Source organism: Gilliamella sp. ESL0232 (assembly GCF_013346885.1).
GTDB lineage: Bacteria > Pseudomonadota > Gammaproteobacteria > Enterobacterales > Orbaceae > Gilliamella > Gilliamella bombi.
In genome coordinates this window covers 44,092-64,827 of record NZ_JAAEDW010000008.1, presented here as the reverse complement: position 1 = coordinate 64,827, position 20,736 = coordinate 44,092, and the positions used below count along the sequence as shown (strand labels likewise).

Sequence of the window (20,736 nt, the reverse complement as noted above, 5' to 3'; positions counted from 1 at the left end):
TCACCCTTACCATGTTTGAGTTGATTTAAAGCTTTCAAGTAATTCTTTTAGCTTAGTTTCAATCTCATCATTGTAATTACCTGTTTCATCAATTGATTTAACAAAATCGGCATATTGACTATGGGCATAAGCAAGTAGTGCTGTTTCAAATGGTAATACTTTAGCTAATTCTACATCTTCAAGATAACCACGTTCAGCGGCGTAAAGTACTATTGATTGTTCAGCAACAGTCATTGGCGAGTATTGCTTTTGTTTTAACAATTCTGTTACTTTTTCACCGTGACTTAATTGGTTTCTTGTTGCTTCATCTAAGTCTGATGCAAATTGAGAGAACGCAGCTAATTCACGATACTGTGCAAGCGCAGTACGAATACCACCTGATAATTTTTTCATTATCTTAGTTTGTGCGGCACCACCCACACGTGAAACCGAAATACCAGGGTTAACCGCAGGGCGGATACCTGAGTTAAATAGGCTAGTTTCAAGGAAAATCTGACCATCAGTAATCGAAATTACGTTAGTTGGTACGAATGCTGAAACGTCACCAGCCTGAGTTTCAATAATTGGTAATGCTGTTAATGAGCCTGTTTTTCCTTTTACTTCGCCTTTGGTGTACTCTTCAACATAGGCTTCGTTGACTCGCGCTGCGCGTTCAAGTAAGCGAGAATGAAGATAAAATACATCACCAGGATAAGCTTCACGTCCAGGCGGACGACGAAGTAATAACGAAATTTGACGATAAGCAACAGCTTGTTTAGATAAATCATCATAAACAATTAATGCATCTTGCCCACGATCGCGGAAGTATTCTCCCATTGCACAACCAGCATATGGCGCTAAGTATTGTAACGCAGCTGATTCAGACGCTGATGCCACAACCACAATTGTGTTTTTAAGTGCACCATGCTCTTCAAGTTTACGTACAACATTGGCAATAGTTGATTGTTTTTGACCAATGGCAACATAAATACATTTTACACCTGAGTCGCGTTGGTTGATGATTGCATCGACAGCAAGTGCTGTTTTACCTGTTTGACGGTCACCGATGATAAGTTCACGTTGACCACGTCCAATTGGAATCATTGAGTCAACGGCTTTATAACCAGTTTGTAATGCTTGGTCAACGGATTTACGATCGATAACACCAGGTGCAACTACTTCTACTGGTGAAAAACCGTCATGTTGAAGTGAGCCTTTACCATCAATTGGTTCACCTAGTGTGTTAATAACGCGACCTAATAAACCTTCACCAACTGGTACTTGTAAAATACGTCCAGTACATTGTACTTTCATACCTTCAGACAAGTCTTCGTATGGTCCCATGACTACCGCACCAACGGAGTCTCTTTCAAGGTTTAATGCCATTGCATATCGGCCGCCTGGTAATGCAATCATTTCGCCTTGCATTACATCAGTTAATCCGTGGATTCGAAGGATACCATCACTTACAGATATGATAGTTCCTTCATTGTGAGCATCACTCACAATATTGAACTGAGCTATCCGCTCTTTAATTAGTTCACTTATTTCAGTTGAATTTAGCTGCATTGTCAGTCCCCTTAAGACTGTAGAGCGTTATTTAAACGATTTAAACGCCCTCTGATACTACTATCAATAACCATATCGCCCGTACGAATAATAAAACCAGAAATGAGCGATTTATCTATATGACATTTTAGTTTTACTTTTCGTGATAAACGTTTTTCGACAGCGACAGAAATTTTATTAAGTTGCTCATTAGTTAGTTCACTAGCAGAAATTACATCAACATCTGCTTGCAATTCTCTATCTAAACAATATTGTTCAAACAAGGTTAACACTTCAGGAAGAAGTGATAATCGTTTGTTTTCAGCCATAATCTTAATAAAATTAGTACCAAACTCATCTAACACATCTTTACAAATGTTGATGAGTAAATTAGCCACCGAATCAGTTTTCATATCAGATGTTAATACACTTCTTATTTGAGTATCTTTACTCACTTCAGATGTTAGCACTAACATTTTATGCCATGATTCGATGCTGTTATTTTCTATCGCAAATTCGAAAGCGGCTTTAGCATAAGGGCGAGCAATCGTAATTAAGTCAGCCATTGCTCTATTCTCCTTATAGTTCAGCTACGAGTTTATCAATGATGTCGCTATTTGCGGCTTCATTAACAGAACGTTCAATAATTTTTTCTGCACCAGCAATAGCGAGTGTAGCGACTTGTTGTTTAAGCTCTTCTCTTGCTCGTTTGCGTTCAGCTTCTACTTCGGCAAGTCCTTGAGCAACAATTCGTTCTTTTTCGCGAGAAGCTTCTTGCTTTGCTTCTTCAAGAATGATTGCTTTGCGTTTATTCGCTTGCTCAATAATTGCATTAGCCTCAACCTTAGCCTGTTGCATTATGTCAGATGTATTTGCTTTGGCTAATTCCAAATCTTTTTTTGCTGTTTCTGCTGAAGCAAGTCCTTCGGCTATCTCTTTTTGACGCTTTTCAATCGCGCCAATAACAGGGGGCCAAACAAACTTCATACAGAACCAAACAAACAATACAAATGTAATTGCTTGGCCGAGGAGAGTTGCGTTCATATTCATGACACGATTCCTCTTAAATTTTTATTAACCTGCAACAGCAAAAATAACGTAAAGCGCAATACCTACACAGATCATTGGGATTGCATCAACTAGACCCATAACGATAAAGAATTGAGTACGTAACATAGGCATTAATTCTGGTTGACGAGCAGCACCTTCTAAAAATTTACCGCCTAATAAACCTATACCAACTGCACCACCAATTGCAGCTAATCCCATCATAATGCCTGCGGCTACAAATAACATTTCCATTATATACTCCAGTTTATTAACAAAAAAATATTAAAATTAATGATCTTCTGTTGCCGACGCCATAGCTAAATAGACGATCGTCAACACCATAAAAATAAAAGCTTGTAACGTAATTATTAAAATATGAAAAATGGCCCATGGTAACGATAATACCCACTGTGACCACCAAGGTAATAATGCAGCAATTAGGATGAAGATAAGTTCACCTGCATACATATTTCCGAAAAGTCGAAGCCCTAAAGAAACAGGTTTTGCTAATAGGCTAACTAATTCAAGTACTAAATTAATAGGTGCAAACGCCCAGTGATTAAATGGATGCAAGGTATATTCTTTAACAAATCCTGAAATCCCTTTGTACTTGATCGAGTAAATGATGATAAGTGCAAACACACCTAAGGACATCGACATAGTAATGCTTACATCTGCGGTTGGTACAACTCTCAAGTGTGACAGACCTAGGTACTGACCTGCATAAGGTAGAAAATCAACAGGGATAAGATCCATTAAATTCATCAAGAAAACCCAAATAAACACAGTTAATGCTAACGGCGCAATGAGTTTATTTTGACCAGTAAACATGTCCTTAACAGTATTATTGACAAATTCGAAGATCATTTCTATTGCACATTGCAGTTTACTTGGGACACCACTGGTGGCTTTTCTTGCTACACGATGGAATATCCACAAAAAAATAACACCAAGTAAGATCGAAAAGAACAATGAGTCAAGATTTAAGGTCCAAAAACCAGAACCTACTTGCAAGTTCTCAAGATGATGCTTGATATAAGCTTGTGGTGAAGCTGGAGAGGAAACCGACATATAACCCTCTTAACCTATTTTTAAAAAATAAAAAATATTGCTCATGTTTTCAGTTGAAAGATATAAGCAATTGCTGTAATAATCTGAAGTTACTATTTTAAACCTAATTGCCTATAACAAGTCAACCTTTGATTAACAAAATTAAAATTTTAGACACTTTTTACTAATTTTACGTAAATGCTCGCAACTTCTTTTACTATTCTAACTTCAATATAGCTCAATTAATGGCTTAATTAATGGGCATAATTGGGGGTATTTTTAGGCTTTAACTGCTGTAGCGATAGTTTCTGCCAACTTTTGCACTTCGTTTTCATTGCTTCCTTCTACCATAACACGAATTAGCGGTTCGGTTCCTGATTTACGGATCAAAACTCGACCATTATGACCAAGCTGTTTTTCTGCATGTTTAATTGCCGCTTTTACTTCATCACTATTTAAGGGGTCGTTTTCACCTGAAAACCGAACATTAATTAATACTTGTGGTAACATTGTCATACCACTGCACAAGTCAGCTAATGACATATCATTACGAATCATTGCGGCTAATACTTGTAAACCTGCAATAATACCATCACCAGTGGTGGTTTTATCTAACAATAAAACATGTCCCGAATTTTCGGCACCTAAGCGCCAATTTTTTTCGATTAGTTTTTCAAGTACATAACGATCACCAACTTTAGCACGAGCAAATGGGATACCGAGATTTTTAAGGGCAATTTCAAGCCCCATATTGCTCATTAATGTACCGACAACGCCACCTTTTAGTTGACCTTGTCTTAATGCTTCACGGGCAATGATATAGATAATTAAATCGCCGTCAATTTTTCGACCTTCGTGATCAACCATGATAATGCGGTCACCATCGCCATCTAAGGCAAAACCTAAATTGGCTTTTTCATCAATAACTCGTTTAGCAAGCGCTTTTATGTCAGTTGCGCCACAGTTTTCATTGATGTTAACACCATCTGGCTCACAACCAATTTTTATTACTTGTGCTCCTAGTTCTCGTAATACTTTTGGTGCTATGTGATAGGTGGCACCATTAGCGCAATCGACAACAATTTTTAATCCAGACAAACTTAAATCATGGTCAAATGTGCTTTTACAAAATTCAATATAACGCCCTGCAGCGTCGGTAATACGGCTAGCTCGACCAAGTTGTTTGGATTCAACGCAATCGATCTCTTTTTCAAGTTCGGCTTCAATTTCTAGTTCGATTGTATCATCAAGCTTTTTCCCTTCGGTTGAAAAGAATTTAATACCATTGTCATAAAAAGGATTGTGCGAGGCAGAAATGACAACGCCGGCATCAGCACGAAAAGTGCGGGTTAAATAGGCAATTGCCGGGGTTGGCATTGGTCCTGTAAACGCAGCGGCAACACCAGCAGAAGCAAATCCCGCTTCTAGTGCTGATTCAAGCATGTAGCCTGAAATGCGGGTATCTTTACCGATTAATACTTTTTTAACGCCATCTTTGGCTAGCACTCGCCCAGCAGCCCAGCCTAATTTAAGCGCAAAATCTGGTGTAATAGGATACTGGCCAACTTTACCGCGAATCCCATCTGTACCAAAATATTTTCGATTAGACATGATATTCCCTCACACTAACATTTATTATTTCTAACAACTATCTTTTGATAAAAAGTATATTTTAATTTGTGAAAAACTTTCAGGAAAGTATACTTTTTAATATAAAACTACTCTCGATTATCATTGGCAAATTTTAATAATCCTTGGCTCTCTTTAATAAAACGTTCGGCATAACTACCAAACCATTGAGTTACTTCGTTAAAACTTTTAATAAATTTAGTTTTGTCACGTAGTTCAATAAGTTTGACCATTTGCCCAAAGCGTTCATAGTAGCGTTTGATTAATTCAATATTATCATCTGACGCCATGATGATATCGGCATAAAGCTCAGGATCTTGAGCAAATAATCGCCCAACCATCATCAATTCAAGGCGATAAATTGGTGAAGAAAGTGCGATCAATTGCTCTAAATCGGCCTGTTCTCGTTGCAAATTGACACCATATGAGAACGAAGTGAAATGGCGTAATGCTTGGATGAATGACATGCATTTGTCATGCTCCTTGGCATTAATCGCACATAAATTGGCACCCCAAATACGCATTTGTTCAATTAGCCATTGGTATTTATCTGGATATCGCCCTTCACAATAAACAATAATTTGTTTGGCTAAATTTGGTACATCTGGACCAAACATTGGGTGTAAACCGACTACAGGCCCTTGATGTTTATCAAGCATTGCCTGGAGAGGCTTGGCTTTTATGGATGTAAAATCCGTTAAAATACAATCTTTGGGTAATGGTGGTAGTTGTTTAATGACTTCACAGGTTTTGTTAATAGGTACTGTCACGATAACAGCCACTGCATCAGTAACCACTTCGGCTGCTTGATGCATAGTTTTGGAGCCTAATGTTTTAACCTGATAGCCAGATAGGGTAAATAAACGAGCAAACAATCGTCCCATTTGCCCATTACCACCAACAATCACTATTGATCCTTGACCACTATAGACTTTTTTAAAACCTTTATCATTTTCGCTAATATAAGACTCACGCATTAAACGACGTAAAATATCTTCTATTAAATTGGGGGATATACCTACTTTTTCAGCTTCATGTCGCCTTTTAGCTAACATATCCGCTTCACGATTGGGATCATAAATCGGAATGCCATGTTTGCTTTTTACTTCGCCAACTTCGGCAACTAATGCTAATCGCTTTGTAATTAAAGATAAAATGGATTTATCAACTTCATCGATTTTATCGCGCAAGGCAAGTAATTCCGTAGACATATTTAGTGATTCCCTTTATCACAAATGGTGGTTTTTATTGTAATAGCTTAACAGTATAACGTATTTTTGTTACGATGCGTATTTAGTTTATAACATGGAATTAAATATAATAAATTTATTATGAAAGTTATCTCGTTTAATATTAATAGCCTTCGCGCTCGAATTCATCAATTATCAGCAATTATTGAGACACACCAACCAGATATTATTGGTTTACAAGAAACTAAAGTTCATAACGATCAGTTTCCCATTGATGAATTAGCACAGTTTGGTTATCACTTACATTATCACGGACAAAAGGGGCATTATGGAGTAGCGTTGTTAACCAAGCAACAACCTTTGTCTGTGCAATGTGGCTTTCCAAACGATAGTGATGATGCTCAATGTCGTTTGATCATAATTGAGTTACCTACTAGTCAAGGTAATTTAACAATAATTAATGGTTATTTTCCTCAAGGTGAAAGTTTACATCATGAAATTAAATACCCTGCTAAACGTAAATTTTATAATGATTTAATACAGTATTTACAAGATCGTCAATTAAATAATCAACTAACTTTAGTCATGGGCGATATGAATATTTGCCCAACCGATTTAGATATAGGCATTTCCGAAGATAGCCGTAAACGATGGCTTCGTACAGGAAAATGTTCATTTTTACCGGAAGAACGAAAATGGATAAACAACTTAATGTCTCTCGGTTTTATTGATACTTACCGCAATGCTCACCCAACTGAACTTGAGTATTCTTGGTTTGATTATCGTACTAAAGGTTTTGAAACCCATAATGGGTTAAGAATTGATTTAATATTAGCTAGTCAAAAAATGATGACTTATTGTAAACAAACGGGTATTGATTATGATATTCGTGCAATGATAAAACCATCTGATCATGCACCAATTTGGGCTCAATTTGATTTAGTATAAACCTTTATAGTTATAATATAGTTGTAATACAGTTGTAATAAGGACAATAGCATGCAAAGCAATTCGATTTTATCAGTGAAAGATCTTAATCAAATGGTTAAAGAATTGCTTTGTGATGCTATTGGCCAGATCTGGTTAATAGGTGAAATATCAAACTTTTCACGTCCATCATCAGGTCATTGGTATTTTTCGTTAAAAGACGATAGTGCACAAGTACGCTGTGCTATGTTTCGCAACAGCAATTTTCGTGCAGGTTTTATCCCACAAAATGGGCAACAAGTTTTAGTCAGGGCCACAGTAACACTATATGAGGCACGTGGCGAATACCAACTGGTTATTGATAAAATCCAAGCAGCAGGTACGGGATTATTACAGCAAAAGTTTGAGCAACTAAAACAAAAGCTGTCTGAGGAAGGTTTATTTGATTCTACCAATAAACAGCCATTACCAGAAAACATTCGCATAGTTGGAATTATCACTTCATCAACGGGTGCGGCATTGCATGATATTTGTCAGATATTAAAACGCCGAGATCCAAGTTTGCATTTAATTATTTACCCAACGCAAGTTCAGGGCAATGAAGCGGCAGGGCAAATCGCTAACATGATTCACATTGCCAACATTCGTCAAGAATGTGATATATTAATTGTTGGACGAGGTGGTGGCTCGCTTGAAGACTTATGGTCATTTAATGAAGAAGTGGTAGCCAGAGCTATTTTTGCTAGTCAAATACCGATTGTGAGTGCGGTTGGGCATGAGATTGATTTTACGATTGCCGATTTTGTGGCTGATGTTAGAGCGGCAACCCCATCTGCAGCAGCCGAGCTTGTTAGTCGAGACAGTTTACAACAAGTAAAACGTTTGCAAGTTCAACAGCAGCATTTAACCATGGCAATGGATTATTATTTAATGCAATGCCGAGAAAAACTCAATAAATGGCGACACCAATTACAGACTCAACATCCACAAACAAAGCTAGAAAAACAATTAAATCAACTTTTAGCTTATCGCCATTCATTATCTGAAAATATTCAGCAATATTTTCTCAGACTATCAAATCGTCATAATTCACTCGATAAAAGACTATTACGAGTATCTCCACAAAATAATATTACCTATTTAGGGCAACTTACTTGGCAAAAACAGCAACAATTAATTAATTTAATTAAACAAAAGTTAATAAAATCACAACATCAATTTGTTTTACAAACCTCTCAACTTAACAACGTTAGTCCGCTAGCTACTCTCGAACGAGGTTATTCAGTTACCACCGACCAAAACAACACAGTGGTTCGTCGCTCTGAACAAGTCACGGTGGGTGACATTATCGTAACAAAGCTGAAAAAAGGTAAACTTGTTAGCCAAATTACAAAAATTAACGAATAAAATAATTATATTTAAAGATAATAGATAAACCTATTTTACTAATCTTTAGTATCATTTTTGCAATTCTGGTGATCGCTAGTATATAATCTAAACAATAGGAAATTATTATATTATTTAGAGAGTTTATGCATTATCCAATCGGTATTGATTTAGGCACTACAAACAGTTTAATTTGTGTTTGGCAAGATGGTAAAACTGTCCTCATTCCTAACTCAATTGGTGAAGTTGTTACACCATCTGTAGTTAGTGTTGATGAAGACGATTCTATTTTAGTCGGACATGCGGCATTGTCTCGTTTAACCACTCATCCAAATCGCAGTGCAGCAGCATTTAAACGCTTTTTAGGTTCAAATAAAGTTTTCGAATTAGGTGACAAAAAATTTACGCCAACTGAACTTTCAGCCATAATTTTAAAATCATTGAAAGCAGATGCAGAGGCTTTTTTAAACCAAGAAGTTCGTGATGTTGTCATTTCTGTTCCTGCTTATTTTAATGATGAACAACGCAAGCAAACTCGCTTTGCTGCCGAGTTAGCTGGGTTAAATGCTGTACGCTTAATCAATGAACCAACAGCAGCCGCTATGGCATACGGATTACATGAAGATCAATCGGGTAATACTTTAGTATTTGATTTAGGTGGTGGTACGTTTGATGTAACAGTGCTTGAATATTCAATGCCCATTATTGAAGTGCATGCTTCTGCTGGTGATAACTATTTAGGTGGTGAAGATTTTACCCAAGAGCTTGTTAAAGTTTGCTTAAGTGAATGGAATCTTAAACAACAAGATATTCCGACCGATGATTATGCTCGCCTGTTAGATTTAGCCGAACAACTAAAATGTAAATTAAATGTTGAAGAATCACATACTTTAACTTGGTTTTGGCAAGATAAGCAGTGGCAATTTACCTTAAACGAAAGCCGAGCTAAAACACTATGGTTACCACTACTTAATCGACTAAGAGCACCAATAGAACAAGCATTAAGTGATGCCCGATTAAAACCTAATCAACTTGAACATATCGTATTAGTCGGCGGTTCATCTCAATTAGGTGTGGTACGAGAACTGGTTACTAAATTATTTGGTAAATTACCCTATCGCCACATAAATCCGACAACGATCGTTGCACAAGGTGCCGCAGTTCAAGCAGCTTGTCGATTGCGAAATGCTGATGTTGAAGAAGTCATTCTTACTGATGTGTGCCCTTATACACTAGGGATTGAAAGTTGTTCAAATAATGTTAGTGGATTATTTTCACCCATTATTGAACGTAATACCATTGTACCAACTTCGAAAGTAAAAACATTTTACACAACGCACCCTCAGCAAAAAGCGATATGTATTTCGGTTTATCAAGGTGAAAATCCACGCGTTGAAAATAATGTTTTAATTGATGAGTTTGAAGTGCCTCTAACGCCAATGGAAAGAACCCAAGGAATTGATGTCCGCTTTAGTTATGATCTAAATGGCTTATTAGAAGTTGATGTGGTTTTGCTTGAAACAGGTAAGCAACATGGCAAAGTAATTGATCATAGTCCAATTGGATTAACAGACAAACAAAAACAAGACAGTCATGATCGCTTGAAAGCACTTAAAATTCACCCTCGCGACGAAATGCCGAATCGTACTTTATTAGCAAGGCTAGAACGTGCATGGGCACAATCATTGGGTGATGAACGACTATTAATTGGATCATATATCGAAGTTTTTATGGAAGTACTAAATAGACAAAATTCTGAAGAAATTAACGAAATTCGTTGTGAAATTGAGTTAAACTTAAAAGATCTTAATCGATAAAAGATCTAATTTTTAAAAATATCCTCTCCCCTTCCTTTAGCCAAGTATAGCCTAGATAAAAAAGGGGAGATTACTTGTCGTTTACTTTTCTTTTTCCTTGGTAATTTCTTCTACTGGTGGTCCAAAACGATTGGTTTGTTTAATTCCTGGAAGCCTAAATGGCCAAAAAGTCCAAGGAATAACCAATATTGATATTAAAGAGTAGTAAAAGTAGTAAAAGAATAAAGGTTGTCCTTTATAACTGTCATTTAGGCGTCTCTTTATAGCAAAAATCGTGTTAGCTGCAATAATAAAACAACCAATCTTAGAAAAGATTGGACTATTTAGCTCAAAATAATTGCTAAGTATGGACATTAATCCTAAAAGTACAAAATTACAAAGTAATTGTGTAATCAAACCTTTTAGATTTGTTCGTCCATTCCAACGCCAAAACTGCCACCATTTATTTTTAGGTAATGCCTGTGAATTCAGTTTTTTTTGATTTTCGGCATTTTTTGCTATAAGTGATGCTGCACAAAGCCGTAAGACTAAATCATTGTCGCTGGTATTTTTGAACTCGTCTAGCATTGTAAGGTCGTCTTCATCACATATACCGTAAGAGTTAGATAAACGTTTAGCAATGGTCACTATTTCATCAACTAGTTCGGTGTAATTGTATTTTATTTTATCATCAGATGATAATGACTCCCAATTTTTTTGTAGAACTGTTGATACTTTTATTAACTCTTTATTATCGCCAGTAATATCTTGTAACATTTTATTTAATTTTGTTTTTTGATCGGGCTTATTAAATACTATGGTGTATAAAATCATCAAGTAGAGAGGGTTTTGTTTCGCTAATTTAGTTTGCCATACTTGTTCAAGTTTTTGCTCAATTTCTTTAAAATCAATGCTATCAGGTGTATCATCAATATACGATTCAATTGAATTTGGATAATTTATTAAAATGCAATCAATTAACTTACTGTCATTGTTAATCAGATTATATAACTCTGTTTCATTTTGCCAGTTTCCTTGTTTAAAAATATTAATAAGAGGAGATAGCAAATTATCATCCGGTAGTTGGAATGTATTATTTTCAGTTTGAAGATATTTGGCCGTTGCAAAGGGTTGACTGGCAATTGATATAACTAATAAACAATTACGATACCATTGCCAATAGGCATTTTTATTACTTGAACAGATAGAAGCATCTGGAGGAGCGGGTAATTTGTAAGGTATTCGTATTGTAAGAAAAGCTACCCAATCATACATTTCCATATATGAATACTCTAAATTATTATAAAGATGAAACATGGCAACATAAGGCAAATAATCAAGCCTATCTAGCCATAAACGACAATACAAACAATGATTATCTTCAGAATTAGGATCAAATTTAGCTGGAATAGGCGCATTTTCATCACTATCATATAGCCAAGCTTTAAACTCTTGTACGGGCGGTAGCTCTGATAACCATGTTAGGTTTTGTCCTGCTTGCCTTTGTAAATTTTGCAAAATAAATTGTTCAAATGGATCATCGCTGCGTTCATCAAGGATTTCTTGCAATAATCTTTCATTACCGTGGCGAAGCATGATGGCATGGCGATATAAGCGATACAATCGATTGGTACCGTCATCAAGTAACAGCATGGATAAAACTTGTCTATAATTCCAATTTACATTTAACGCCCAATCAATAAAATTGGCTATTTCAGGGGAATAATCACTAGCCTCAAGTTCCGCCAATCGTGAAACAGTTGTTGCTGTTAGCTGAGGTATTGCATTTAAATAATTTTCAGTGTTATCTATATCAATACAGTAAGAATTATTAAGGGCCATGATTAATAATGGGAAATAATCTTTATTATAATATTCGCACCAACCAGCTATCCAGCTGGCTGCTTTATCTTGATAATGACCAGAACTATAAAGATCTAGCCAAGATTGTAAGGACTCTTGCTTATTATCAAGTAGCGTATATTGAATAGCGGCAATATATTTCCATTCGATAATGATATTTTCATCTTGATCATTTTGGGAAATACATTTTAAAGCGTAATCCAAAATAGCTTGATTTTTTATATTAGCTATACAATGCCAATAGGAAAATTTAAGCATCAAATTTTTATCATCAGGAAGATAAATGACCGTATCTTGTGATAAGAATGCATAAATATCCTCAGATCTACGCTCCCAAAATAACCACCTAGTATAGTACATATAATCGATAGTTACATTTTGCAGTGTTTTACTTGTTGTCGGTAAATAGGTGTAATTGAACAAATCACCACGATCAATATGATTTAAATAATTATCATACTTTTCAAAATCATCGGTAAATTGAATCATTAGCAGTTGCCGCCAACGTAAACTATCGGCTAATAGTTTGACACATGACTCTGATATATTTTTTGATTCATAACTTATTTCTAACAATCGCCATTTTACAGAATCAATAACTGCCATTGAGTAGTCATAAAATGAACCAATAAATTTTTGCCACTCGTTAACATTAAAACAGCGTCGAGGATCATCTAATAATGTTTGATAAGCCTCACAAATTTCATTGGCTTTAAGCTGTTTTTCTGTTAAAGATACTGATACTTCTTGTTGTTGTTCTGATTCAGACTTAGGTTCATCGGCCATTGTTTCGGGCGATTGTGCATATTTTATTGCTGACTCATAGGCTTCGCGTAATGCTTTAAAACCATCGGGATCAGTTTCAGGATGATATGAAGGTAATTGTGCTCGATATGCTTGACGAATAGCCGCTTGATCGGTTGTTTTTTCAATGCCTAACAGTTGCCAAATATTTTCATTCATGACCAATCATACTCCATTAGTGACTCAGGTTTTTCTAGTTCTTCAATATCTATATACCAAGATAAACGATTATGTGGGGCATCTTTATCTTCATGTAAATTTGCCATGGTATGAGCGCGTGATGCTCGAGTCAATTCGCAACGTAATGTTTCTAAGTCTTCTTTGCTATTGAGTGATATCCAATATTGATAGCCAACAAACCAGCCTGAAAAGTAATGGTGCCAGTTTCTATAATAATATTGACAACGGAGTCCTATTCGAGAAAAAACCCATAAGGCCTCTTGTTCGGTGATATATTTATTAGTGATACCATTTCGTAAGATATATCCCATTCGAGCATAATCCCAACTACGGATACCTGCAGTACCGCACACAGGAAAGGTTTGTTTGACAAAATCAAGCAAAACTTTTTGATAGTCATCTTGTTCTTGATAATGGTCACACCAATCAAATTCGGAAAGTCGAGAATACATCAAATAATATTTAGACAATGCTGAAGCGTGCCCATCATCAACCATGTCGAACACACAGTTAAGTAAAGTTTCACGGGAATCAATCCCCCAACTCTCTTTCATATCAACAAAATCTCGATCTGGATAAAAAAATGGCGAAGTATAACTTGCTCCATTTTCTATGTTTATTACAACCATTGGTGCAGATAAACCATATAGCCAATCGACACAATCTTGATTCATATTTGTATTCCAATCATCTAATTTATTTTATTTATTATCAAAAGATAGCAGATTTTACACTAAAATAACAATTGAAATTCAAACAGAAATCTATGGTGTGGTTAAGTTTAATAAAATATAAATACTGCTATAAGCTAGCATAAATCATAAAATTATTTGCAAATCAATATCTACAAGGCATAATACAAACAATTTATTGAAATTTGATTATTACAGAGTAATAAATCATAAGGAGTTATAGTGAAAAAAGTTAGCTTAATAGTAATGTTAATTTCTTGCGCATTAACATTACAAGGCTGCGTTGCTGCCTTTATAGGAATTGGTGCAGGGGCTACGGCAAAAGTTGCAACCGATCCTCGTACTGCGGGTACTCAAGTTGATGATACAACACTTAGTTCACGCATGAGCATGAAAATAAAAAATAATGGACCATTTTTTATTGGTTCTCGTATTGTTACTAGTGCTTATGGTGGTAATATTCTGTTAACTGGACAAGCAAATAATGAACAAGTTGAAAAAGCTGAAAGTCTTGCTTACCAAGTTGAAGGGGTAAAAAAAGTCTATAACCAAATTCGTATTGGAGAGCCTGTTGGTGCAGGGACTATTACCAATGATACATGGATAACGACTCAAGTTAAATCTCAGTTAGTTTTAGATGCCAAAACAAAAGCTCGCAAGATTAAAGTAGTAACTGAAAACGGCGAAGTTTTCTTAATTGGTATTGTTACATCAGAAGAAGGTAAAGCAGCAGCCGAAATTGCAAGTAAAGTCCGTGGTGTAAAAAAAGTTATCACACTATATACGTATACTGAAGATTAAATATTGACTATATAAAAGACAGGGGCGAATTAGCCCCCTTTTTTATACAACTGATTTAATACGCTCAATTAATTTAGTAAGCCCTTGCAAACGAGATTGGCTTAACTCATCAGAAATTTTCAATTGGCTTAATAAGGATTGAAAATCGAGCGTTGCAATTTCTTGCGCTGTTTTATTATTAGCAACAATAATTAAGATTGCCAATAATCCTTTCACTATTCGACCTTCACTATCACCACTAAAAACATAGGTATCATCTGTCTGTTTTTGATAAGTCAACCAAACTCGGTTTTCGCAGCCATTGACTTGATTTTGAGCTGTCTTTTGCTCTTCAGGAAAATCAGGCAATTGCTTTGCTAACATCACTAACTGTCGATAACGATCTTGCCAATTATGTTGCTTTGCGAATAATTCGGCTAAGCTTTGCTGTGATAGCATAATATTGACCTATTTACGATTAAATGTTTGTAAAAAAGTTTCAGGAAACTATACGTTTCAGTATAAAATCACACTAATATTTCAATTACATTTTGCAATACTGAAATAAATTTATCCACATCTTGCTGATTATTATATGGCATCAATGAAACACGAACCGCTCCGTGGCATCCTAATTTATTCATCAAAGGCTGGGCACAAAGCTCACCAGTACGGATGGCAATATTTTGTTCACTTAACAAAATAGCAATATCATTATGATGAATATTATTGATATTAAAAGTGATTATCGGGCTATCATCCACACTATAAAATTGAATATCGGCAAATTGGTTTAGTTGTGATTTTGCATAATAAGCTAGCTGTTTTGTGTAGTTTTCAGCTTGCTTATTATCCCAACTTTTTAACCACTCAAGTACGGAATTAAAACCAACAATACCTGCAATATTAGGCGTACCAGCTTCAAATTTATAAGGAAGATCTTCTTGAATAAAATCATCAAACGAAGCGCTTTTTAGCATTTTACCGCCACCATGCCAAACCGACATTAGCTCAAGTAATGCCTTTTTACCATATAAAACGCCAAGCCCCGTTGGACCATACAATTTATGGGTAGAAAAGGCATAAAAATCGATATCTAACTGGTTAACATTAATTGCATGATGAACAACACCTTGCGCACCATCCACCACTAAAACCGCATCATATTGATGAACAATGTTGCTTATTGTAGCTAAATCAGGGCAAAATCCAGTGACGTTTGACATTTGAGTCACTGCAACAATCTTGGTCTTAGCTGACATTAACGACAATAACTCATTAACATCCGACGACCACTTAACGACTTTAGCCCCCGTTTGCTTAGCCACAATCAACCAAGGTAACAAATTACTATGATGCTCTAATTCACTCACAATAATTTCATCGTTGGGTTGTAACAACGATCGAGCATAGCTTTGCGCAATTAAGTTAATTGACTCGGTTGCACCTCGTGTCCAGATAATTTCAGCACTACTATTAGCGTGAACCAAATCGGCAACATTTTGTCTTGCCTTATCAATTTTTGCAGTTACTTGCAAAGCATCTTGGTATAAACTACGTTTTGCAGTAGCAGTATTCTGGGCATAATACGCAAGTGTCGCATCAATCATTGCTAGCGGTTTAAGTGCTGTTGCTGCCGAATCAAGATATACGCTTTCACTATTAAGTGCAGGAAAACTTGCCCGAAACTGTTCAGGCAGAAAATGCTTATTGGGTAAGTTCAAGTCCGGCAATCCCATTCCAGTAACCATTACAATCTCGGTTATGTTCAATTTGCAGTGGATTTAATCCATCTTCGTTAGCTTTAAACTGCTTAATAATATCAAGTGTTTCAATACCAAGTGGTGAAATTCTAACGATATCAACCAATCCTTTCATCTCTTTTAGATTATTTCCCAAATTGTAACAATAACCGCTTTGAGTCTGAATGCCGTTTAACACAAATACTTTCTGTTGTTCTTGTGAAAACACCTCACGTCCAACAGGATACTTAATACAACAAGTTTCGCATTTATCTTTAGGCTTATCTTCCGATCTTGCGGTAAAACAGCGAGCTGAATAAGCTAAAGGTAAATAACCATAACTAAACAATTCAACTTCAAAATTTCGTGCAATATTTAAACTCTCAAACTGTTTAAGCACATTACTCAACCAATCACGAGAAAGCTCAACCGGCATACACCAGCGAACCATACCTTGTTTTTGTAATAATTTTAGAGTTAAAGCGTTATAACAGTTAATAGCCGGACCTGCAACAAAGGGTAATTTATGCTCATGCGCAACATTAATGGCAGCTAAATCGTTTGCTTCGACTAAAAACTCCCCATTATTAACCAATTGCCGTAAGTCATTTAATTCTGATGGTGCTTCAAGTAAAGCTAATGTAGAAAGCACTACCTGTTTACCAGATTTAGCAATCTCTTTTGCTAATTCAATCCAGTTTGGTACTTTCATTTCACGGCGCTTGGTACAAACCGTTTCGCCCATATAAATAATATCCGCTTGACTCTCTTTAGCGGCGTAATAAAACGCTTCTGTTTCTGTTTTAGGCCAATAATAAAGCACTGGTCCTAATGCGTATTTCATGGTTTTGCTCACTATATTTATGTTAGATCTTTCTCAATGATTTACGTTGATGCTGTTAGCACATTACCTATTGCTAACTCACACCTTATTGCCATTTACGGTGATAAGCGCCTAATGTTGTTTGTGTGCCTTCTGACACCGAACCAAGCGTATCGATCCAGCGTTGTTCGGCTTTGAATGATTGCGGATTGGCTTTATAGCGATCGATGGCTTGTCGCCACACTTTAGTGACTTGCTCAACATAAGCAGGGCTACGCTGACGGCCTTCTATTTTGACTGATGCAATATTTGCGGCAAACAGTTCAGGCAATAGCTCAATGGTATTTAAACTTGTTGGCTCCTCGATAGGATGATAAAGCTCCTGACCAACAAAATAGCGTCCTTTACATAGCGTTGGATAGCCTGCATTTTCGCCTTTTTTATGGCAATCAATTAACACATTATTCAGCCTTGATTCCAGTCCTTTTTCGGTCTCTTCCCAACGAACAAATTTGGCAGGTGAACAAGCGCCAACGGTATTAGGGGATTGGCCAGTTAAGTAAGATGACAAATAACATCGACCTTCCGCCATAATACACAAGCTACCAAAAGCAAACACCTCGAGTGGAACGGGGGACACTTGTGATAACTGTTTAACTTGATGCATTGAAAGTACGCGTGGCAAAACAATGCGATGTACCTGAAAATTATTATAGTAAAACTTAATCGACTCCTCATTGGTCGACGACGCTTGTACAGAAACATGACGCTCAAGATTAGGGTATTTTTCAGCCGCATAATCAAGCATAGCAAGATCGGCAATAATTAAAGCATCAGCACCAATATTAGCCGCAGTATCAACCGCATATTGCCAACGCTGAAAATTTTCTGGATGGGCAAAAGTATTAATAGCAATATGCAATTTTTTGCCGTGTTTGTGTACATAATCTGAAGCTTCAATCAATCGCTTTTCATTAAAATTTAAACCAGCAAAATGACGGGCATTGGTATCGTCTTTCAAACCAATATAAACAGCATCAGCGCCATTATCAATAGCCACTTTTAATGATGGTAAAGATCCCGCTGGACAAAGAAGTTCCATAATTATTCCTAACTCAATTTTTATAGTCTATACGCTCTGTATTATGCAATAATTCCGAGTGTAATGCGAATAGAAAGCGGTGGTTATGTTTAAAAAATGGGTAGTATACTATAACCACTGCCGAAAATATGATATGGGTAATTTAACTTTTATAAATAGCGGAAAAAATACGGTGGAGTAGAAAGTTCAGATATCAAACGCTTAAAAGAACTTGAGACCGAAAATAACAAACTTAAACAGATAATTGCCGAATTGAATTTAAAATCACAGCTTCAGGAAGAAATCATAAAAGAATGTATGCCCATCAAGGAACAAAAACATGGGCAAAAGAACTACAAGCCACTAAATCAATCCAATTGTCATGAGCTCTTAATATTATCAACCTAAGTTATTGGATGATTGGATGATTAATTTAGTATTAAACGATATAGCTGAAAAACATTTACGCTGTGGTTTCCTAATGAAAGTAAGTTTTCCCGACCGATCGGTTAAAAAGTTATCTATTTCAGCAATACAGCAAGCTTCTAAAAAATGTGCTATGTCCATCCAAAACAGGGAAAATGCATTGAGTCCATTTATTACAGAATTTGGTAACCATATAAACCGTCACCTTTAACAGGTAAATACACAAAATTTAGAATAGTATCTCAACATCCCCTGCTACAATAGTTATTGTGCAAAAAAGTATCCATTAATCATAGATACTTTTTTATGCTTGATAACACTCAACCCAGCGTAAGTACTGTAACCAAAAAGGATCGAACTCACATTCAATTTTAACTGATAATGTATTATATCGGTTTGTTATTTGTTTAACTAATTGGAGTACTGACTGTTTATTTCCTACATACCATAGCATATTTCTTACACCTTCACTAAAACTGTTTTGGCAATGAATTCCCCTCTCATCAGCACGTAAAGCAAGATTAATAGCATCTTCTAATTCATAAACAAGTGAAAGTGTCTCTTTACTATCAATATCAACTATAACATTAAGTGCATAACAATAATTTTCATGTCCTAACAAAGAATTAGCCGCTTCATTACGATGCACTAACATTTTAAGATCTGTTAATTCAAATACAATCCATTGATCTTCTTGAATATTAAATATACCGGTATGTTTTAAATCTTCTTTCCATAACCGATCAAAAATAGTTACAAATTGGTTAGCAGGAATTGTGGTAGCACTCTGATCTATCTTTAAAAACTCAACAGCTTCTACTCTAACAGCAAAATCATATTCACCTAATAGATGATCGAGATAGATTAATGCCATCGTTTCTGCCTGTTTTATCATCTCTTCAGGGACTGTCTTAGCAAACATAATACCGATAGATATTTTACGACGACTTTCTTTGTATTGAATTAATAAATCAGTTGCACCTAATGAAAAAGAACTCTCTTTAGATGTTATAACAAATGTATCTACATTATTAATGCGCTGACGAAATGCTTCTACTTCGAAAAACTGAAGATCAGGTGCCTGTCGGAAAATTTCTATTACATATTCGAAGCGTTCAATTTTTCCATCCGCAGTAAAAATAATTTTATGTTTCTTAGTATCCCCTACAGTAATTTCAGCAATGACATCTAACTGATTTTCATCTAATAGATTATTAATATTTTTCATTATATCTAAAATATCAAGTTCATTAAGAGATTGTTCAGAATTTTTTACTTGTTGCCAAAAATCTCGAATCATCGCACTTAAATAATCTTGTGTGCTTTGTTGCTCTTTTGGTGTGTTTTTAATATCAGGTGGTGATTTTTTCCAAAACTTTTTGAAAAACATATACATTACCCTCTTAACTCAATAAAAATCATACAAAAATAGCATTAATAATACACTATATTCATTTAAATTTTATAACTATTAATCATCTAATAAGATAATTAATTAAAATATTAATGATATAATATTCAGCAATATGATTATCAATATTAGACTAAAGTGTTAAATCAATAGCATTATCTTGTTGTAATTTAGTGCTAACTTCAAATTATTTTGAAAATGTTCTAAAAAGATTCAAGATATAGATTTGCCAGTGTTTAGAATTATAGTGCATCACATCCTATCTACTACTTATTCAAGTATTTTATTTAGTTTCTTATTTTTAGTTACTTAATAAGCTGATTTTTTAAATCAGTGAGAGCATTGCTGTTTGTTAAAGCTCTAACTATTTTTTTGAAGA

The 20,736-nt window shown here is 35.5% G+C and carries 18 protein-coding genes; 4 read left to right on the top strand and 14 right to left on the bottom strand.

Annotation, left to right across the window (positions count from 1 at the left end; all coding sequences use genetic code 11):
- Positions 1-6 precede the first annotated feature (6 nt).
- The 7 genes from atpA to tyrA form a co-directional block, all read right to left on the bottom strand.
- Positions 7-1,548: a F0F1 ATP synthase subunit alpha gene (gene atpA / locus GYW75_RS09340; protein WP_034911218.1), complete on the bottom strand. Its 1,542-nt coding sequence runs from the start codon at positions 1,546-1,548 to the stop codon at positions 7-9.
- A gap of 11 nt (positions 1,549-1,559) precedes the next feature.
- A complete protein-coding gene (atpH, locus tag GYW75_RS09335; RefSeq protein WP_065590588.1) occupies positions 1,560-2,093 on the bottom strand; it encodes a F0F1 ATP synthase subunit delta in 534 nt (177 codons plus the stop codon).
- Between the two features lie 13 nt (positions 2,094-2,106).
- Positions 2,107-2,577 (bottom strand): F0F1 ATP synthase subunit B, encoded by a 471-nt coding sequence (atpF, locus tag GYW75_RS09330; RefSeq protein WP_034911222.1) that lies wholly within the window; start codon positions 2,575-2,577, stop codon positions 2,107-2,109.
- Positions 2,578-2,601: 24 nt separating this feature from the next.
- Positions 2,602-2,829: a F0F1 ATP synthase subunit C gene (gene atpE / locus GYW75_RS09325; protein WP_411588181.1), complete on the bottom strand. Its 228-nt coding sequence runs from the start codon at positions 2,827-2,829 to the stop codon at positions 2,602-2,604.
- Between the two features lie 36 nt (positions 2,830-2,865).
- Positions 2,866-3,648 (bottom strand): F0F1 ATP synthase subunit A, encoded by a 783-nt coding sequence (gene atpB, locus GYW75_RS09320; protein ID WP_174799218.1) that lies wholly within the window; start codon positions 3,646-3,648, stop codon positions 2,866-2,868.
- Between the two features lie 258 nt (positions 3,649-3,906).
- Positions 3,907-5,238, bottom strand: coding sequence for a phosphoglucosamine mutase (gene glmM, locus GYW75_RS09315; protein WP_174799217.1), 1,332 nt, complete (start codon positions 5,236-5,238; stop codon positions 3,907-3,909).
- Positions 5,239-5,345: 107 nt separating this feature from the next.
- Positions 5,346-6,467: a bifunctional chorismate mutase/prephenate dehydrogenase gene (tyrA, locus tag GYW75_RS09310; protein WP_174799216.1), complete on the bottom strand. Its 1,122-nt coding sequence runs from the start codon at positions 6,465-6,467 to the stop codon at positions 5,346-5,348.
- 120 nt (positions 6,468-6,587) lie between these two features.
- Here tyrA and xthA point away from each other — a divergent pair, with 120 nt between their 5' ends.
- The 3 genes from xthA to GYW75_RS09295 all read left to right on the top strand — a co-directional run bounded on the left by xthA (position 6,588) and on the right by GYW75_RS09295 (position 10,576).
- Positions 6,588-7,394: an exodeoxyribonuclease III gene (gene xthA, locus GYW75_RS09305; RefSeq protein ID WP_065590585.1), complete on the top strand. Its 807-nt coding sequence runs from the start codon at positions 6,588-6,590 to the stop codon at positions 7,392-7,394.
- A 51-nt stretch (positions 7,395-7,445) separates the two neighbouring features.
- Positions 7,446-8,780 (top strand): exodeoxyribonuclease VII large subunit, encoded by a 1,335-nt coding sequence (xseA, locus tag GYW75_RS09300; protein ID WP_174799215.1) that lies wholly within the window; start codon positions 7,446-7,448, stop codon positions 8,778-8,780.
- A gap of 125 nt (positions 8,781-8,905) precedes the next feature.
- Positions 8,906-10,576 (top strand): molecular chaperone HscC, encoded by a 1,671-nt coding sequence (locus tag GYW75_RS09295; RefSeq protein ID WP_174799214.1) that lies wholly within the window; start codon positions 8,906-8,908, stop codon positions 10,574-10,576.
- A gap of 81 nt (positions 10,577-10,657) precedes the next feature.
- On the opposite strand, the gene GYW75_RS09290 is transcribed toward GYW75_RS09295, so the two are convergent.
- The gene (locus GYW75_RS09290) at positions 10,658-13,381 is read right to left on the bottom strand and encodes a hypothetical protein (RefSeq protein WP_174799213.1); all 2,724 of its coding nucleotides are present in this window, start codon (positions 13,379-13,381) and stop codon (positions 10,658-10,660) included.
- Positions 13,378-14,076 carry a DUF1266 domain-containing protein gene (locus GYW75_RS09285; protein WP_065590581.1) on the bottom strand — a complete coding sequence of 233 codons (699 nt, stop codon included), beginning with the start codon at positions 14,074-14,076 and terminating at the stop codon, positions 13,378-13,380. The genes GYW75_RS09290 and GYW75_RS09285 overlap by 4 nt, the downstream gene beginning before the upstream one ends.
- 240 nt (positions 14,077-14,316) lie before the next feature.
- On the opposite strand from GYW75_RS09285, the gene dolP reads away from it, so the two are divergent.
- A complete protein-coding gene (gene dolP / locus GYW75_RS09280; RefSeq protein WP_174799212.1) occupies positions 14,317-14,895 on the top strand; it encodes a division/outer membrane stress-associated lipid-binding lipoprotein in 579 nt (192 codons plus the stop codon).
- A gap of 42 nt (positions 14,896-14,937) precedes the next feature.
- Here dolP and csdE read toward each other — a convergent pair whose 3' ends face one another.
- From csdE to GYW75_RS09250, 5 genes are all read right to left on the bottom strand, one after another.
- Positions 14,938-15,333, bottom strand: a complete 396-nt coding sequence (gene csdE, locus GYW75_RS09275) for a cysteine desulfurase sulfur acceptor subunit CsdE (RefSeq protein WP_174799211.1) — start codon at positions 15,331-15,333, stop codon at positions 14,938-14,940.
- A gap of 68 nt (positions 15,334-15,401) precedes the next feature.
- The gene (csdA, locus tag GYW75_RS09270) at positions 15,402-16,625 is read right to left on the bottom strand and encodes a cysteine desulfurase CsdA (RefSeq protein WP_238786457.1); all 1,224 of its coding nucleotides are present in this window, start codon (positions 16,623-16,625) and stop codon (positions 15,402-15,404) included.
- Positions 16,582-17,460: a U32 family peptidase gene (locus GYW75_RS09265; RefSeq protein WP_065590578.1), complete on the bottom strand. Its 879-nt coding sequence runs from the start codon at positions 17,458-17,460 to the stop codon at positions 16,582-16,584. The genes csdA and GYW75_RS09265 overlap by 44 nt, the downstream gene beginning before the upstream one ends.
- A gap of 85 nt (positions 17,461-17,545) precedes the next feature.
- Entirely contained in the window at positions 17,546-18,541 is a 996-nt protein-coding gene (ubiU, locus tag GYW75_RS09260) for a ubiquinone anaerobic biosynthesis protein UbiU (protein ID WP_174799209.1), read from the bottom strand.
- A gap of 709 nt (positions 18,542-19,250) precedes the next feature.
- On the bottom strand, positions 19,251-20,336 hold the full coding sequence (locus GYW75_RS09250) for a DUF695 domain-containing protein (protein ID WP_238786456.1): 1,086 nt from the start codon (positions 20,334-20,336) through the stop codon (positions 19,251-19,253).
- Positions 20,337-20,736 lie beyond the last annotated feature (400 nt).

Coding starts and splice junctions, on each gene's coding strand:
- atpF (WP_034911222.1), bottom strand. CDS start 2,577: ATGAATATGAACGCAACTCTCCTCGGCCAAGCAATTACATTTGTATTG.
- ubiU (WP_174799209.1), bottom strand. CDS start 18,541: ATGGAACTTCTTTGTCCAGCGGGATCTTTACCATCATTAAAAGTGGCT.
- xseA (WP_174799215.1), top strand. CDS start 7,446: ATGCAAAGCAATTCGATTTTATCAGTGAAAGATCTTAATCAAATGGTT.
- atpH (WP_065590588.1), bottom strand. CDS start 2,093: ATGGCTGACTTAATTACGATTGCTCGCCCTTATGCTAAAGCCGCTTTC.
- GYW75_RS09250 (WP_238786456.1), bottom strand. CDS start 20,336: ATGTTTTTCAAAAAGTTTTGGAAAAAATCACCACCTGATATTAAAAAC.
- xthA (WP_065590585.1), top strand. CDS start 6,588: ATGAAAGTTATCTCGTTTAATATTAATAGCCTTCGCGCTCGAATTCAT.
- GYW75_RS09290 (WP_174799213.1), bottom strand. CDS start 13,381: ATGAATGAAAATATTTGGCAACTGTTAGGCATTGAAAAAACAACCGAT.
- atpA (WP_034911218.1), bottom strand. CDS start 1,548: ATGCAGCTAAATTCAACTGAAATAAGTGAACTAATTAAAGAGCGGATA.
- GYW75_RS09285 (WP_065590581.1), bottom strand. CDS start 14,076: ATGAATCAAGATTGTGTCGATTGGCTATATGGTTTATCTGCACCAATG.
- csdA (WP_238786457.1), bottom strand. CDS start 16,625: ATGGTTACTGGAATGGGATTGCCGGACTTGAACTTACCCAATAAGCAT.
- atpE (WP_411588181.1), bottom strand. CDS start 2,829: ATGGAAATGTTATTTGTAGCCGCAGGCATTATGATGGGATTAGCTGCA.
- glmM (WP_174799217.1), bottom strand. CDS start 5,238: ATGTCTAATCGAAAATATTTTGGTACAGATGGGATTCGCGGTAAAGTT.
- atpB (WP_174799218.1), bottom strand. CDS start 3,648: ATGTCGGTTTCCTCTCCAGCTTCACCACAAGCTTATATCAAGCATCAT.
- tyrA (WP_174799216.1), bottom strand. CDS start 6,467: ATGTCTACGGAATTACTTGCCTTGCGCGATAAAATCGATGAAGTTGAT.
- GYW75_RS09295 (WP_174799214.1), top strand. CDS start 8,906: ATGCATTATCCAATCGGTATTGATTTAGGCACTACAAACAGTTTAATT.
- GYW75_RS09265 (WP_065590578.1), bottom strand. CDS start 17,460: ATGAAATACGCATTAGGACCAGTGCTTTATTATTGGCCTAAAACAGAA.
- csdE (WP_174799211.1), bottom strand. CDS start 15,333: ATGCTATCACAGCAAAGCTTAGCCGAATTATTCGCAAAGCAACATAAT.